Below are 14,742 nucleotides of genomic sequence, written 5' to 3' on the forward strand. Positions count from 1 at the left end.
CGTTTGCAGGCGTAGGCTGTTTCCCTACTTAATTGTGCGTTTCTACGGGCGTTTTAAGGTGTTTCCTAAGCAACTCGCCCGGATAACGATGATATTTTCCTGTTCCGCAAGTGCAGAGAACGGTTTGTGTTTGGCTTCGCTCATGGCCTGTTTGTTGAGGGGGACCATCTGTTTGAAAATGCTTCTGTTATCAAGCGTCTTGGCTGCTGCTGGTGCGGTTAGCCATTCTTGGTGTGGCAGATTTTTCGAAGCTATAATTCACCCGTGACGAGAGAACAAACCGTTCCCCAACCCGTCTCCGCCTCGCGCATTACCATCTCCCAGCTGATGCAGCCTGACGATGCCAATATCCTCGGCAACGTGCATGGTGGCCACATCATGAAGCTGGTCGACGAGGCTGGGGCGCTGGCCTGCATGAAGCACAGCCGCCAGCGCGTCGTCACCGTGGCGGTCGACCGCATGACCTTTCAGCATCCCATCCGCATTGGCGATCTCATCATCATCCACGCCGAGGTCAGCTATGTGGGTAGCACCTCGATGGAGGCTGAAGTCTCCGTGCACGCCGAGAACCCCACTACGGGCGAGAGCTGGCATACCAATACCGCCTACCTGGTCTACGTAGCGTTAGGCGAGGACGGCAAGCCGGTGCGCGTGCCGCCCCTGGAAGCCGAGACCGACTTCCAGCGCCAGCGCATGGAGCAGGGCGCCGCCCGCCAGAAGTACCGCCTCGAGCAGGCCAAGCAGGAGCGCTCCTTCTTCGGCAAAGACGCGCAATGAGCGCGCCGCGCATCATCGCCGGCACGGCCCGCGGGCTGCGCCTCAAATCTGTGCCCGGTGACGGCACCCGGCCCATTACCGACCGTGCCAAAGAATCCCTCTTCAATATCCTGCGCCCCAGCTTGCCCGGCGCCGCCTTTCTTGATCTCTTCTCCGGTACAGGCTCCGTGGGCATCGAAGCGCTCAGCCAGGGCGCCGGTCACGCCCGCCTGATCGATAACAGCCGCGCCGCCGCTGAGATCATCTACGCTAATCTCACCGCCGCCAAACTGCAGACCCGCGCCGAGGTGCGCCAGACCGACGCCTTCGCCCACCTGGCCGCGCCGCCGGACCGCCAGTTTGACTACGCCTTCATCGCCCCGCCGCAATATCACGACCTGTGGAAGCGCGCCCTGTTGGCGCTCGACGCCGCGCCCGGCTGGCTGGTGGATGACGCCTGGGTTATCGTGCAGATCGACCCCACCGAATATGAAGCTGTTGAGTTGCAGAATTTAGAAGAATTCGACCAGCGTAAGTACGGCAATGTGCTGCTGGTGTTTTACGAGCGGATACCCTCACCCGTAGACTCAAATGCTGATTGACATTAGCCCGTCCTCTCCCAGTGGGAGAGGACGCGAGCTTAGGCGAGCGGGTGGGGGCTACACGGCCCGCTTCAGCTTCTGCCCGCAATTCGGGCATTCTTTTTCTTTCGCCAGCACAACAAAGCCGCACTTCGGGCAACCGCTCGGCTGCACGTCGCCCATAGGCGCGCCGCACGCCACGCAGCGGCCCTCGCCAACCGCGTTGGCCGTGTTGCAATAGCTGCACGCCATGCGCTGCAGGCGCCGCGCCAACTGCGTGCTGGCGCCGCCGTTGGCCGCCATGCGGTCCAACAGCTTCCATACCTGCTGTTCCAGCGAGAGGTTCTCGATGTCGGCGGCAATATCATCCAGCCGGCCCAGCAGGTTCATTGGGTTAAGCCAGGTCAGCAGGGCGCTGGCGCCCAGGCTGCCCGCCAGCCCCAGCACCGATTGCTCGCCCACGCTGGCTTCGATGCGCTCGCCGCGCTTGGCCAGCGCCACGGCCAGGCTTGTGCGCCCGCCGCTGGCGCGGTTGTCGCGCGTGGCGATGCTCACATACGCCGTATCGCCGCGCACAGACGATTGCGCTGAGAGCCCGCCGCGGTTGAAGAAGTTGGCCAGGGTTGAAGCCATCTCCTCATGGTCAAGGTCGCCGTTGTATCGTTTGGTTTTCATCGCGCGCTCATCCTCGGCTGATTATAATCAGAGCCTCCGCATGAAGTCCTTATCTGTACGTATCTTCTCCATTAGTTGTGCCGTCATGCTGGCCGGCGTGTTCAGCCTACTGGCCGCGCCTTTGCTCACCCCGGCCTACGCAGCGCCAGAGCTCCAGCAGCCGACTGTCTCCATTGCCACCGTTACCGGCACGCCGGTGGGCGCCTACATTATCGTGGACCCATCGCATGTGCAGGTGAACGTGCGCAGTGGCCCGGGCACGGACTATCCCACGGTGGGCGTGCTGGTGGGCGGCGAGCAAGTCGCCGCTAAGGGCCGCTCAGTGGCTGGTGAATGGATCCAGGTCTTTTACCCCGCCGTCGCCGAAGGCGTGGCTTGGGTATATGCCCCGCTGGTCACCCTTTTCGGCACCGCGCAGCTCAACATCATTGAGCCGCCGCCCACGCCGACTCCGCGCGTCACGCCCACCATTGACCCCACGCTGGCGGCCCAGTTCGTGCTGGATATCCCCGCCACACGCATGCCCACTTTTACCCCGCCGGAACCGCTGGAGATCCCCGAGTTTGAGCAAGCCGGCACCGGCCGGGTGGGAGGCGTGCCAGTGGGCATGCTCATTACCGGAGTGGGGCTGATGGGCCTGTTCGCCGCCGCAGTAAGCTATCTGCGTGAGCGCTAGTTTTCCGAAAGAGAGTTGAGGAGAGAAGGTATGAGGACTTTTAGTATTGCCTTGATCTTGGTGCAGCTGGGCGACATTGCGCTGCATCTGGCCACCGGCCAGTTTGAACCGATGCGTGTGGTGGCCAGCCTGCTGCTGGCCTTGTGGGCGCTGACCGCAGGCAAGGCAAAGATGGCCGCGGGCTGGGGCGCGGTGGCAGTCTACCTGAGCCTGAATGCGCTGTTCCTGATGCAGAATGGCCTTACCAACCCGGATCAGGGTGGCGCGCTGCGCGTAACCTTGTTCGCGCTGGTGCTGGTATCCACGTTGCTCACGGTGATGATCCAGCGCAAAAAGCGCTAAGCCCAGCGAGACAACAAAAAAAGCTGCCCAACAGGGCAGCTTTTTTTTTTATTCTTGAAGTTGTCGGTGCTAGTGGCCGCCGCAGCCACAGCTTGCGCCGCTGGCGTGCGAGTGGCCGCCGTGGGCATGGCTGCCACCGCAACCACAACCGGCGTCGCCATGGTGGTCAGGGGCGTCCTGGCCGTCCGTGCGGAAGGAATGGCCGCAGCCGCAGGCCGAGGTGGCGTTGGGGTTCTCGATCTTGAATCCGCTGGCCATCACATCGTTGACATAGTCAATGCTGGCGCCGCGCAGGTAGCCTACGGAGACTTCGTCCACCACCACGCGCACACCGTGCTGCTCCACCACCACGTCGCTGTCGCGCACGGTGGATTCGAGGGCCATGCCATATTGGAAGCCACTGCAGCCGCCACCTTGAACGAACACGCGTAGGGCGTGGTCTTCCAGGTTGCGTTGAGCCATCAAACCGCGCACAGCTTCAGCTGCCGGGGCAGTAATCGTCAATTGAGGGGACTCAACCATCGGTTGAGCGTTGATCTGGGTTTCAGCGAGTGCCATGAAAGCTCCTTTTCAAAGTGATACCCGTCTATTTTATCAATCCCACAGGCTGTGTCAACCTCTTGCCTGGCTCAGTTTACGCTGCTGATGGCTACCTCGTTCGTCTCGGGGTTGTAGCGCACGGAGACCGTGTCGCCGGGTTTGAGGCTGCCCAGCTCGGTCAATTGCACCAACCGCTCGGTTTCGGCGTGGAAGGGGCTGGCATCGCCAGGCTCCACCTCCAGCACAAAGCGCACCATGGGATTGTTGTTGATATAGGTTCCGGTTTGGGTCATGCTTACAATGCTGGCAGTGGCCGCCTTGCCGGTTTGAAGGACGCGGCGGTTCAGAATGCCGGCAAGGGCTGGCGCGCCAAAAATGAGCAGCATGCTAACGATTGACAAGCCGATGGTGATAGTCAACGCGATCTCGCTCAGACGCGAAAGGCCTGAGGGTTGGATGCTGATGAGCCCGGGCAGGTAGTTATCGACCCAAGCGGCAAAGCGAATTCCTACATCGCCAAACATTTCGGCAGCCATTCCAGCAAAGATGCAGGTAAAAGGAAACCACATGAACAAAAAGAGTAACTGCCCAAATTGTTGAATGGTTTTTACGAATTTCATCGCATCCTCCTCTGCTTTAACTCAATTGTCCGCTTAGCAGCGCGGCCTTGACGCGCTCCACACCCGGCGCCCACAGGGCGTCGCCCTCGTGGGCAGGGGCGTGCTGGCGGATGGATGCCAGCGCCGCGGCCGTGCCGCGGCCGGCCTGCGCCTCCGGGTGCTGGCGCAGGCGCAGCTCCAGGGCGCGTGCGCCCAGGGTCAGCTCCACCGCCAGCACATGGGCGCAGTTGTGCGCCACTTGCCAGGCGTGGCGCGCCGCGGTCATCGAGTTGGCGTTGTGGTCCTCCTGCCCGGCGCTGGTGGGCAGTGAGCGCACCGAGTCGGGCGCGGCCAGGGTCTGGTTCTCGAGCACCAGCGAGGCGGCCGTGTATTGCAGCATCATCATGCCGGAATTGAGGCCGGCCGCTTCGGGAGAGGCCACCAGCATCGCGGGCAGGCCGCCGTTCATCTTGCTGTCGAGTAACAGAAAGCTGCGCCGTTCGGAGACGGCTGCGATCTCGCTGAGGGCGATCTTGAGGAAGTCCAGCGCCATGCCCACCGGCTCGCCGTGGAAGTTGCCGCCGGAAATACTGTCTCCATTAAAGAGCAGGGGATTGTCGGTGGCGGCATTGATCTCCCGTTCGATGACCGTGCGCACATAGGCCAGCGCGTCGTGTGCCGGGCCTTGGATCTGCGGCGCGCAGCGCAGCGAGTACACATCCTGCACGCGGCCCGCCGTATCCAGCAGGGTGCTGCCCTTGGTGAGGGCGCGCATGCGTTCCGCCACGGCCATCTGGCCGGGCTGTTTGCGGGCGGCGTGCAGCCGCGCATCCAGCGCGGCGGATGCGCCTTGCATTGCCTCCAGCGCCATGGCGGCGCTCAGGGAGGCGGTATCCAGCAGCGTTTCAGCCAGCACGAGGGTCAGCGCGCCCAGCGCGGCCGAGAAGGTTGCGCCGTTGGTAATGGCCAGGCCTTCTTTGGGGCCAAGCACCAGCCGCGGGATGCCGGCCGCGGCCATGGCCGTCTTGCCGTCCATGCGCTGTCCGGCATACGTCGCCCAACCAGAGTCTTCGCCACGGTCAGCCGCGTCAGTACTGAGCACCAGCGCCAGCTGCGAGAGCGGCGCTAAGTCGCCCGACGATCCGAGCGAACCCTGCGAGGGGATGATGGGCGTAACGCCTTTGTTGAGCATCGCCAACAAGGTTTCGATCAGCTCAGGCCGCGCTCCGGAGTGCCCGGCGGCCAGCGTGTTGGCGCGGATGAGCATTGCGGCGCGTACCACCTCGGCGGGCAGTTCCGGGCCGGTGGCGGTGGCGTGGCTGAGGATGAGATTGCGATTGAGGGTGCGTGCGTCTTCGGGAGAGATCTGCTTATCGGCAAAGATGCCGAAGCCGGTGTTGATGCCGTAGACCGGCTTGCCGTGGGCGATGATGTCATCCACCCAGGCTTGCGATTGGGCTACCCGCTGGCGGGCCGCGGACGCCAGGCGAACGTCTGCCTGGCCGTGGGCTACCTGCACGACGTCATGCAGGCTGAGATGCTCGCCGTCTATTTCAATGCTGGGTCTGGGCATGCGGCTCCTGCTTGGTTATTCGCGGTTCTTCATGGCGCGTGCCATTTCACGCTCGGCGTCGCGCTTGGCAATGTCTTGGCGCTTGTCCCACTTCTTTTTGCCCTTGGCCACCGAAATTTCCAGTTTGGCGCGGCCTTTTTTCAAATAGATCTGCAGTGGCACGATGGTGCTGCCGTTGCGCTTGACCTCTTCGTACAGGTCGGCGATCTCATCGGCGTGCAGCAGCAGCTTGCGCTCGCGCAGCGCTTCGTGCCCGTCCTTGCCGGCCTGGTGGTAGGGGGCGATGTGGGCATTGACCAGATAGGCATCGCGCCCATTGGTACGCACATACGCCTCTTTAAGGCTCACCTGCCCGGCGCGTATGGACTTGATCTCGCTGCCCATCAGGACCATGCCGGCTTCGTATTTCTCCTTGAGGACGTAATCATGCCTGGCCTTGCGGTTGCGAGCGACTACTTTTTCAGCCATCGTGTGATTCTACTATGCCGCATCTGACAGGTTGTGAGGATGAGAAGTTATTGCGCGAAAGGGAGCGGGGGTCAAAAATTAATAACTTAACAACTAACAACTAGGGGCGCTGAGTGCTCTCAGTGGCATGGTGGCATCTATAACTCAGAGTGTTTGGTGGTGCAAGGGTGTGTCAAGCCGTTGGACAATATTGGTGATTGCTTCGTCAGCGCAACTTAGCTGCGCAATCCTCGCAATGACGGAAACAGGCGCGATGTCTTCATTGCGCTTGGAACGACAAAAAAAGAGAAGCGCAGCATGCTGCGCTTCTCTTTTTTGTAGCAGATTAATAACTACCTACTCACCGCCAGCTTGACCACTTTGCCTTGTGCATCCATGGTGATGCGGGCGTACTTGGGGTGCATGCGACCGGCGCTGGACACCTTTTTGCTCAGCGTGACCAAGCTGCGGCTGGGCGCCAAAATCGTGCGTTTGGCGCCTGTGTTGTGGTCATGCGGCAGCGGGCAGTTGTGGTTCTGGCAGTTGGTGTGCTCATGGCTCACGCTGACCTCGCTGCCTTGCATGCCCGGCAAGTATTCCTTCACCACCGCCTTGACAGTGGCCAGGGTTTCCTCGGGCAGGGCTTCCATGGGGATGTTGTCGCCCAGGCCATACGCATCCGGCAGATCGCACACCGTGTTCATCTCGCTGGCCTCTGCACGCAGGATGCGCTTGGGCAGCGTGGCATCCGCGCTGACCTGGGCCAGCGGGTCGCCATATAGCACGAACGAGATCAGCGTTTTCTGGTCCTCGCCATCCAGGTAGCCCTGGCGGCGGTGCATGGTTTGCGCCATGGCGATCTTGGCCCGGCGCAGGGCTTCGCCGGCCGGGTGGCCTTCGTTGAGCAGGCGCCAGAAGGTTTGGCCCAGCAGGTCCGCCGCGATCAGCGGCGTGGAGACTGCGCCATACGAGGTGACGGTGGAGCCCACGACCGCTTTGCTGCCCGAGTCGATGAACTTGAGCGCCAGGGCATTGTCTACGGTCTTGTTGAAGATGTTGGCCCCGAAGCAGGCCTCACTGAATACCACCTGCGGAGCGCGGCCATGGTTGACCACATCGCTGGGGCTCATGGCGATTGGATAGTCCGGCCCGGTGGGGGTCAGCAGCGGGTCGCGCTGGCCGTACCAATCCGGCCCGTCCTCCACGCCGTGCAGGTTGAAGTACGCCACCTGCAGCGCCTTGCCAGCTTCTTTGGGTAGCTTGCCCGTTTCGGTAGGCGGGCTTAGGCTCAGGCGCTGGGGTTCGCCGATGGTGCGGTACACGGAGTGCGAAGCGCGCTGCCACACCTGGGCTGTGTAGCCGAAGCTGCTGCGCTTGGGCTTCCACAAGCCGAACATCATCAGCAGGCGCATCACCAGCTGGCGCAGCGGGTCTTGCTGCGCAACCACCGTCTCGCGGCTGGCTTCGATGCGGTTGAGCGCTTTCAGCAGTGCGGCAGGATCCTTTTCGTTGCCGGAGGGCAGGCGGCCAGCCGGCCAGGTGGGCACGAAGTAGTTCTCGTCCAGGCTGGCATATGGATTATCGGAGGGTACATCCTTGTCATCATCATCTACCGGGTTAGGCAGATGGTGGAAGGGCACGATCTTCGGCCCGCCCACGATGAGCAGGGCGCCGATCATCTCGCCGTTCTGGCGCAGCGCTTCGTCAAGGTCGGCCAATAAATGCTTGATGGCCCACGGATCGTTGGCGTTGACCGACTTAAGGCCGAACGAGGCCATGCAGGCTTCGTCATCGGCGTAGATCACATAAGAACCCCATTTGGGCAGCGCATCGGTGGCGGCGGCCACGGCGCGCAGGCTGGCGTCCACAGTGGCGAAGCCCTCCATGCCGTATTGGCGCACCAGATTATCTTTGGAACTGAGCAGTATGTACGCTGGATAACGGCCATCGGCGCGCAGACGCAGCGACTCGGCGGTGGCGGTGTTGATCTCTTCCAGATCGATCAGGGTTTCGGGCAGGGCGGAGAGAGCGTGGTGCAACGCTTCGTTGATGTCTTCGTCACTGCGCGTCTGTAGCGGTTCAGACTTTGCTTCCGCAAAGTCCGGTGTGAATTCGGCCTGCGGTTCTGCGTCGAAGCCGGGTGCGTGGGCTTCGCCCTCGCCGAACTCTGCGGCCTTCGCTTCCACCAGATAGTCCGTCTCCGGTTCGTGGTCGGCGAGCCCCGGCGCGTGCGCCTCGCTGGCCCCTAAGATGCCTTTGGCTTCGGCTTGCGCCTGGGCGGCTATGTCGGCAGCCAGTTCGTCGCTAAGCAGGCCGTGGCTCACCGGCTCATCGGCTGCCACGGACGGCATGCTAAATTCCAGCGCTTCGTCAATATCGATGGACTTGGCGAACTCGGCCTTAACCTTGCCAGACTTTAGCTCGCGTCCATTGAACATTGGCGTGTGAGCTTCTTCGTTCAGCAACGTGTTCTTGGTCTTGATGCCTTTGGCAAAATCTTTCTTGACCTCGCGGGTCTTCAAAGACTCAGCATCCAACATCGGCACATGCACCGCCTCAAGGGCTGGCTCGAAGGCTTTGGCCTCAGCCGGCTCTGCAAAAGTCAGCGTATCGATCTGGTTCCATCCCAGACCCGCCGCCACTTTGGCAGGGATGGGCGTGCTGATGGCGTGCTGCAGCGAGGCCGGCCACAGCACCGCAAAGCGGTGTCCGGCGCCCCACACGCGGCGGGCCACCTGGCCGCTCACGTCTTCGGCGGCGCAGTCGTGCAGCACATCGACCGCGGCATTCTCCTGCCCGCTTTCCACCAGGAAGTTCGCGTGTAGCAGGCGCAGTTGCAAACAATGCGGCCAGATGCCGCTGTAGAGCTCGACCAGATTTTCGATCGCCAGCCAGGTCAGGCCCTGTACCTGCGCAATCTGAATATGCAGCAAGCCGGGTAATGGCGAGGGTGGCTCGGCCAGCAGGGCGGCTTGCACATGCAGCTCGGCCTGCTCCAGGTCGCCAACTTTGAAGGCTTGCTGGGCGCGCAGCACACTCTGAGCCCAAGGCTGAATATCGCTGGGGATCTGGAAGGGCCGGCGCAGAATGGTGGCCGCAGCACGAGCCGCCTCGGCCACGGTGGGTTTGATGCGGCGGGCCAGCTTGGCCAGCTGCTCCTGTGCCTCGACGAATTCCGGGTCCAGCTCGCACAAGCGGCGCAGCACTTTGAAGGCTACTTCGGGCTTGCCGTCCTTGATCAAGGCCTGAGCGCGCAGCAACTCGACATGCAGATCGTAAGGATAGGCGTTGAGCCAGTCCTCCGCCACCTGGCGCACAAAGCGCATCTCGCCTGCGTTGAGCGCGACCTGCAGCAGGGTCAGTACTGTGGCGCGATCAACCGGCTTGCCGGTGGAGAGTTGTTTCTTCAAAGTGTCGTTCATAGCGCACTCACTTCCTGCGGTTGGTGGATCAGGTTCAGGGCGATCACCGCCGCCAACTGGCGTTGGATGCTGCGCTCACGCGGCGCCAGTTGGGCCGCCTTGCGTAGCGCGGCTTCGGCTGCGGTGTAGTCTTTGACATCCTTCAGCGCCTGGGCAGCCTGCAGGTGCGGCTGCGGGCTGTGCGGCGCGGCAGCGGCGGCCAGCTCCAAGGCCTGCATGGCCTGTTTGAACTGGCGGCGGCTGAGGAACACCTGGCCGCGCTCGATCTGCACGTCGCTCAGATGCGGCGCCAGGGCGGCGGCCTCATCCAGATGATGCAAGGATTGATCCAGCTGGCCGCTGGCCTTGAGCAGCTTGCCCAGGTGCAGGTGCAGGCGGGCTTGCTGCGGCAGCGGTAAGCTGTCGGCTTTCTTGGCGGCGCGCTGGGCGGCGTGGATGGCGTCCAGCGTCTCGCCGGTGTTTGCCAGCATCTCAGACAGGGTCAGGTACACATCCGGGCGTTCGGTGTTGGCCTTGCTCAGGCGCAGCACTTCGCTAAGGCCCTTCTCGGCCGGCAGCAGTTGGGCGCGGCGCAGCTGGATGGGCAGCTTGTCTTGGGCGTACTGCTCCGAGCGTTCCAGCACCGCCAGCGCGTCGTCCACTTCGCCCACGGCGTGCAGGCATTCGGCGTACAGGCTCAGCGCCTTGCTGTCCGTCGGGGCCAGGCGCAGGGCGCTCTCAGCCAGGCTCTTGGCGGTGGCGGTCTCGTTGTTGTGCAGGGCGATCTCGGCCTGCAGCACCAGCGCCGCGTTGGAATTGGGGGCCAGCTTTTGGGCGGCGGCCGCCTTCTCGCCGGCCTGTTTCAAGTCACCGGCCAGCTTGTAAGCCTGGGCCAGCGCCAGCGCGTATGCGGCGGATTTGGGTTGGAGTTTGGCGGCCTGCTCGAGGGACTTCTGCGCCAGCGGGTACTGCTCAGCGTCGAGCTGGGCCTGGCCCAGTTCAAAGTGGCGCTCAGCGTCTTGCGGCTGCATGGCCACGGCGTGTTCGAAATAGTCGATGGCGTCCGCCAGCGCGCCGGCCTGCTGCAGCAGCTTGCCCGCGAAGGCTTGCCACATCGCCTGCACGGGCGAGAGGGCGATGGCCTGGCGAATGTGCTCCAGGGCGGTCTGCGCCTGGCCGGCCTGCTGGGCGAAGCGAGCCGCCAGGGCGTGATACGGCGCCAGGTGCGGCTTCTGCTCCAGCGCGCCCAGCATCCACTTCAGCGCGCTGCTGGCATCGGCATCGCCGAAGGCCAGTGCGCGCTCTACCAGCACCTCGGGCGAACGCCAAAAGCCTTTGGCGTTCGCTTCCACTGTGCGCAGGTCGCCGCGCATGTGGGCGGCATACACCAGCGCGGCGGCTTCGCCGGCGCTGCTGGGGTAGCCGGTGGGCAGGGCCTCTACATCGGCGTTGTTGCCGAAGCGCAGGGCGGCGCGCGCCAGCCAGTGTTCCAGTTGAGCCCGTGCGCCGGCGAACGGCGCCGTGCTCAGCGCAGCGGTGAATGCCGCCCGGGCTGCAGCATACACCTCCGGGCTCGTGCTGTCTGCGCCCGGGGCGGCCAGCGCATTGCTGGCGGCGCACAGCTGCTGCCATTCGGCGCGCTGCACGATGGCCTTACCCAGCGCGAACTGCGCCAGGGCCTGGCCGGGTACCAGCTTCACGGCCAACTGCAGCAGGTTCACTGCGGCTTCATAGTTCAACAAGCCTTGCGCGGCACGCGCCAGGCTGATGAGGGTCAAGGCATCTTGCGGTTCGCTGAATTTGGTGTTCACCATCTCCAGCGCGGTATTCAAATATTGCTCGGCCTGCGTGCGGTCGCCGCGGCGGGCGGCCATCTGCGATTGCAGAGCCAGCACGCGCGGGCCGGGCTGGTCGCTTTCCAGGGCGGGCGCCAGCGCCTTGGCCGCGGCCAGCTCTTCATTGGAGTCGAGGGCCAGCTCGGCTTGCAAGCAGGCCAGTTCCGCATCCGGCGCACTGTTGGGCGTGGCCTCAGCCAGCAGGGCGCGAGCGCGCTCGGGCTGCAGCGTGGCCAGCGCCAACTCTACGGCCAACTGCAGCAGCGGCTGGTGGCTGTGATCCAGATGAAAGGCTTTCTCGGCAGCCGTGAGGGCAGCCGCCCATTCGCCAGCGGCGCGCAGTAGGCGGGCTTTGTTAGCCAGCAGGCCCAGGTCGTCCGGCATGCGCTCGATGGCTTGCTCCAGCACTTCCAGGGCGGCCTGCGGGCGGCCTGCAGCCTGCAGGATGCGCGCTTTGCGGGCCAGCAGAGCAGGCTGGCCTGGCTCGGCGGTCAGGTTCTTCTCGATCGTAGCCAGGGCTTCGTTCCACTGCTGGCTATGTTCGTAGGCCTCGGTCAGCGCGTCGAGTAGGGCCGGCGTCTGCTCCAGCTCCAGGGCGCGCTTGAAATATGACACACTCGTGGCTGCAGCGCGGCGCTCCAGTAGGAAGCGACCGGCCTTGGCCAGCGCAGCGCCGTTAGCGCTGCGCAGCAGGGCGGCCAGCGTATCCACGGCCTTCTCGTGTGTGCCGTCCTGCCATTCCAGCTCGGCCAGGCGCAGAATGTGGGCCGCCGAGCCGTGCTCGGCGATGCCCTTGCCCAGGGCGCGGCGGGCGTCTTCATTCTTGCCCAGCGCTTCGGCCTGGTTGGCGAACCACAGCACGTCGTGCTCATCCTTGCCGCTGGTCATGTAGACCTTGCTGGCGATCTGGAAGGCTTCCTCGGTACGCCCGGCATGGCTGTACGCCATGCACAGGGCGTGCAATACATCCGGGTCATTCGGGTTAGTCACATCCAGCGCTTCGAGGACGCGCAATGCTTCCTCGTGCTCGCCTTGCTTGGCCTGCGCCAGCGCTTTGCCCAGCACCAGACGCTTGTTCCAGCCCGGCTCCTGCGCCAGTTCAGAGCGCAGGGCGGCTTCGAATTCATGGATGGCTTCGCCGTGCTTGGCCTGCGCCGCCAGGGCTTCGCCCAGCAGGGCGGTGGCCATGGCAAGCGGGCGCTGCTCCAGCGCAGTGCGCAGCAGGCCTTCGGCCTCAGCGGCAGCGCCGGTGAGCAACTGGGCCTGCGCGGCGTCCAGCAAAGCTTCACTATTCGCCGGTTCAGCTTGCAGGGTCACCTGCAGGGCGGCCAGCGCGGCGGGGGCTTCCTTCAGCGCCAGCAGCAGCTTGCCCAGCTCGTGCTGCAAGCCTGCGTGCTGCGGGTAGCTCTGCACGCCGCGCTCAAGTGTGTGGCGGGCCTGGTTGCTGTGGCCGAGCACGCGTTGCAGGCGGCCCAATTGCAGAATAGTGTTCTGGGCCAATACGGTGTTGGGCTGAGCGGCGGGCTCAGCCAATAATTCCACAGCTCGCGAGAAGGCGCCGAGGGCGGCCTCATTCTCTTCCAGCGTCAAATAGATCTCACCCAGCAGGTGTTGCAATTCCGGGTTGGGCTTGGTGAACTGCTGGGCGTTGAACAGCGTGTCACGCGCCGCCTGCACATCGCCCTGGTCGCGCAGTAGTTCAGCCAGTACGATCCAGGCCTCGTGTTGCGCGGGAGCCAGCTCGGTGGCGCGGCGCAAATGCTCAATGGCGCTGTTAGCGTCGCCCTGGGCCACCAGGGCTTTGCCCATCAGCGCATGCGCGCCGCCGTGGGTGGCCTGCACGGCCAGCACGCGCTGGCAGGCCTGAATGCATTCGCCGATCTCATCGGCATCCAGCGCCGATTGCGCCAGGCCGAACAGATCATCCAGCGTGGGCTCTTCATCCTGCGCCAGCACTGCTTGCCATTCGCCATACGCGGCCGCGCCTTGCTGGCTGGCTTGCAGGGCCTTCGCCAGCTGGCGGCGCAGGTCGCTGCGCTCCGGCGCCAAAGCGGCCGCCAGATGGGCGGCCTGCAGAGCGCGCTCGGGCTCATTGCACAGCGTCATCACGCGGCTCAGGAAGGCGGCGCTGTCAGCATCGTTGGGGGCGTGCTGCACTGCCAGTTCGGCGGCCTGGCGGGCGGCTTCACCCAATTTCAGGTCCACAAAGATCTCGCCCAGTTGGCGCATCAAGGTGGCGTTCTCGCCCGCGGCGCTGTCTTGTGCTGCGGCCAGGGCTGCAGCAGCCATCCGCTGGGCTTCGGCCACATCGCCCGACTTCAGCGCTACGCGCGCCGCGGCAATCAGGGCGGCCGGGTGCTTGCTGCCGGCGCTCTTGGCGGCGGCCGCTGCGCTCTCCGGCATGGCGGCCAGGCCGGGCGCATCGGCGTGCACGGCGGCGTTCTCGGCCAGCTTGCCAGCCAGTTCAGCCTGCACGCGCTGTGCCGCGCCCCACGCGGCATGCAGCAGCGGGGCAGCGTCTTCCGGCTGGCCGCTCAGTTGGCGGATCTCGGCCTGCAGCAGCAGGCGCTCGATCTGGCTCAGTTCGCTGCCCTCGCCCTGCGGCTCGTTCTCGAGCTTGTGCAACGCAAAGCGGGCAGCTTGCCGGGCCAGCGGCAAATGCATATGGGCCAGTTGGCGCAGCACGGCCAGGAATTGTGGGATGGGATAGTCGGCAATCGTTTCCAGCAGCACCGCGCTCTGCTCGTCCACCGTCAGCGGATTGCTGGTGAGGGCGTGCAAGCCCAGCTTGTGCAATTCTGCATTCGGCGCGCTCAGCAGGGCGGCCAGCAGTTCCTGCGGTTGAGGCAGCATGCCGAACAGCGCCGCCAGCGGCAGCTTCCAGAATTCAGCCGGGGCAATGCTCAGGTCCTGGGCCAGCTGCTCCCAGTTGCCCAGCACGCGGCGGCGCTCACGCAGCGCCAGCGCCAGCAGGGCGGCTTGCTCCACATCCGGCGCGTTGGTTGCGCCTTGCGTGCTCACCTGCTCGTAGGCGCTGGCGGCCTGGTAGCGCAGCTTCTCCGCTACCGCGTCCATCAGCTTGGCGCGCAGCTCTTCATGCAAGCCGGCCTGGCCCAGGCGCAGCAAGCCCAGAAAGGCCGGCGACCACGCGTTGCGTTGCGTGCCGGCGGCTTCCAGGGCTTGTGCGCCAAAACCTGCATCCTGCAGCTCAGCCCACAGGGTGGGCTCGTTGCGCAGGGCGGCCACTACCAGCGGCCATTCGCTTTGGGGCAGGCGGGTCTTGAGGTCGGCGATGAAAGAGCTCATTGCGTGCTTCC

General features: G+C 64.2%; 11 protein-coding genes. 4 read left to right on the forward strand and 7 right to left on the reverse strand.

Translation table 11 applies throughout. The features are described 5' to 3' along the window. Positions 1-264: 264 nt before the first annotated feature. Together KIT08_10510 and rsmD are read left to right on the forward strand one after the other, a co-directional pair. The gene (locus KIT08_10510) at positions 265-777 is read left to right on the forward strand and encodes an acyl-CoA thioesterase (GenBank protein UYN89515.1); all 513 of its coding nucleotides are present in this window, start codon (positions 265-267) and stop codon (positions 775-777) included. Further along, positions 774-1,358: a 16S rRNA (guanine(966)-N(2))-methyltransferase RsmD gene (gene rsmD, locus KIT08_10515; GenBank protein ID UYN89516.1), complete on the forward strand. Its 585-nt coding sequence runs from the start codon at positions 774-776 to the stop codon at positions 1,356-1,358. Before KIT08_10510 ends, rsmD begins: the two co-directional genes overlap by 4 nt. A 57-nt stretch (positions 1,359-1,415) precedes the next feature. Here rsmD and KIT08_10520 read toward each other — a convergent pair whose 3' ends face one another. After that, entirely contained in the window at positions 1,416-2,012 is a 597-nt protein-coding gene (locus KIT08_10520; GenBank protein UYN89517.1) for a zinc ribbon domain-containing protein, read from the reverse strand. Positions 2,013-2,052: 40 nt separating this feature from the next. Between KIT08_10520 and KIT08_10525 the strand changes: the two genes are divergently transcribed. Further along, on the forward strand, positions 2,053-2,688 hold the full coding sequence (locus tag KIT08_10525) for an SH3 domain-containing protein (GenBank protein ID UYN89518.1): 636 nt from the start codon (positions 2,053-2,055) through the stop codon (positions 2,686-2,688). Positions 2,689-2,718: 30 nt separating this feature from the next. Continuing rightward, a complete protein-coding gene (locus KIT08_10530; GenBank protein UYN89519.1) occupies positions 2,719-3,030 on the forward strand; it encodes a hypothetical protein in 312 nt (103 codons plus the stop codon). Between the two features lie 69 nt (positions 3,031-3,099). On the opposite strand, the gene erpA is transcribed toward KIT08_10530, so the two are convergent. From erpA to KIT08_10560, 6 genes are all read right to left on the reverse strand, one after another. Beyond that, positions 3,100-3,588 carry an iron-sulfur cluster insertion protein ErpA gene (erpA, locus tag KIT08_10535; protein UYN89520.1) on the reverse strand — a complete coding sequence of 163 codons (489 nt, stop codon included), beginning with the start codon at positions 3,586-3,588 and terminating at the stop codon, positions 3,100-3,102. Between the two features lie 71 nt (positions 3,589-3,659). Next, the gene (locus KIT08_10540) at positions 3,660-4,190 is read right to left on the reverse strand and encodes a hypothetical protein (protein UYN89521.1); all 531 of its coding nucleotides are present in this window, start codon (positions 4,188-4,190) and stop codon (positions 3,660-3,662) included. Between the two features lie 16 nt (positions 4,191-4,206). Next, entirely contained in the window at positions 4,207-5,742 is a 1,536-nt protein-coding gene (locus tag KIT08_10545) for a histidine ammonia-lyase (protein ID UYN89522.1), read from the reverse strand. A 15-nt stretch (positions 5,743-5,757) separates the two neighbouring features. After that, positions 5,758-6,210 (reverse strand): SsrA-binding protein SmpB, encoded by a 453-nt coding sequence (smpB, locus tag KIT08_10550; GenBank protein UYN89523.1) that lies wholly within the window; start codon positions 6,208-6,210, stop codon positions 5,758-5,760. A gap of 332 nt (positions 6,211-6,542) precedes the next feature. Continuing rightward, positions 6,543-9,611 (reverse strand): hypothetical protein, encoded by a 3,069-nt coding sequence (locus KIT08_10555; GenBank protein UYN89524.1) that lies wholly within the window; start codon positions 9,609-9,611, stop codon positions 6,543-6,545. Next, complete coding sequence (locus KIT08_10560) at positions 9,608-14,731, reverse strand: tetratricopeptide repeat protein (protein UYN89525.1); 5,124 nt, start codon at positions 14,729-14,731, stop codon at positions 9,608-9,610. The genes KIT08_10555 and KIT08_10560 overlap by 4 nt, the downstream gene beginning before the upstream one ends. Between the last annotated feature and the right edge of the window lie 11 nt (positions 14,732-14,742).

This window comes from Anaerolineales bacterium (assembly GCA_025808555.1).
Taxonomy (GTDB): domain Bacteria; phylum Chloroflexota; class Anaerolineae; order Anaerolineales; family UBA11579; genus JAMCZK01.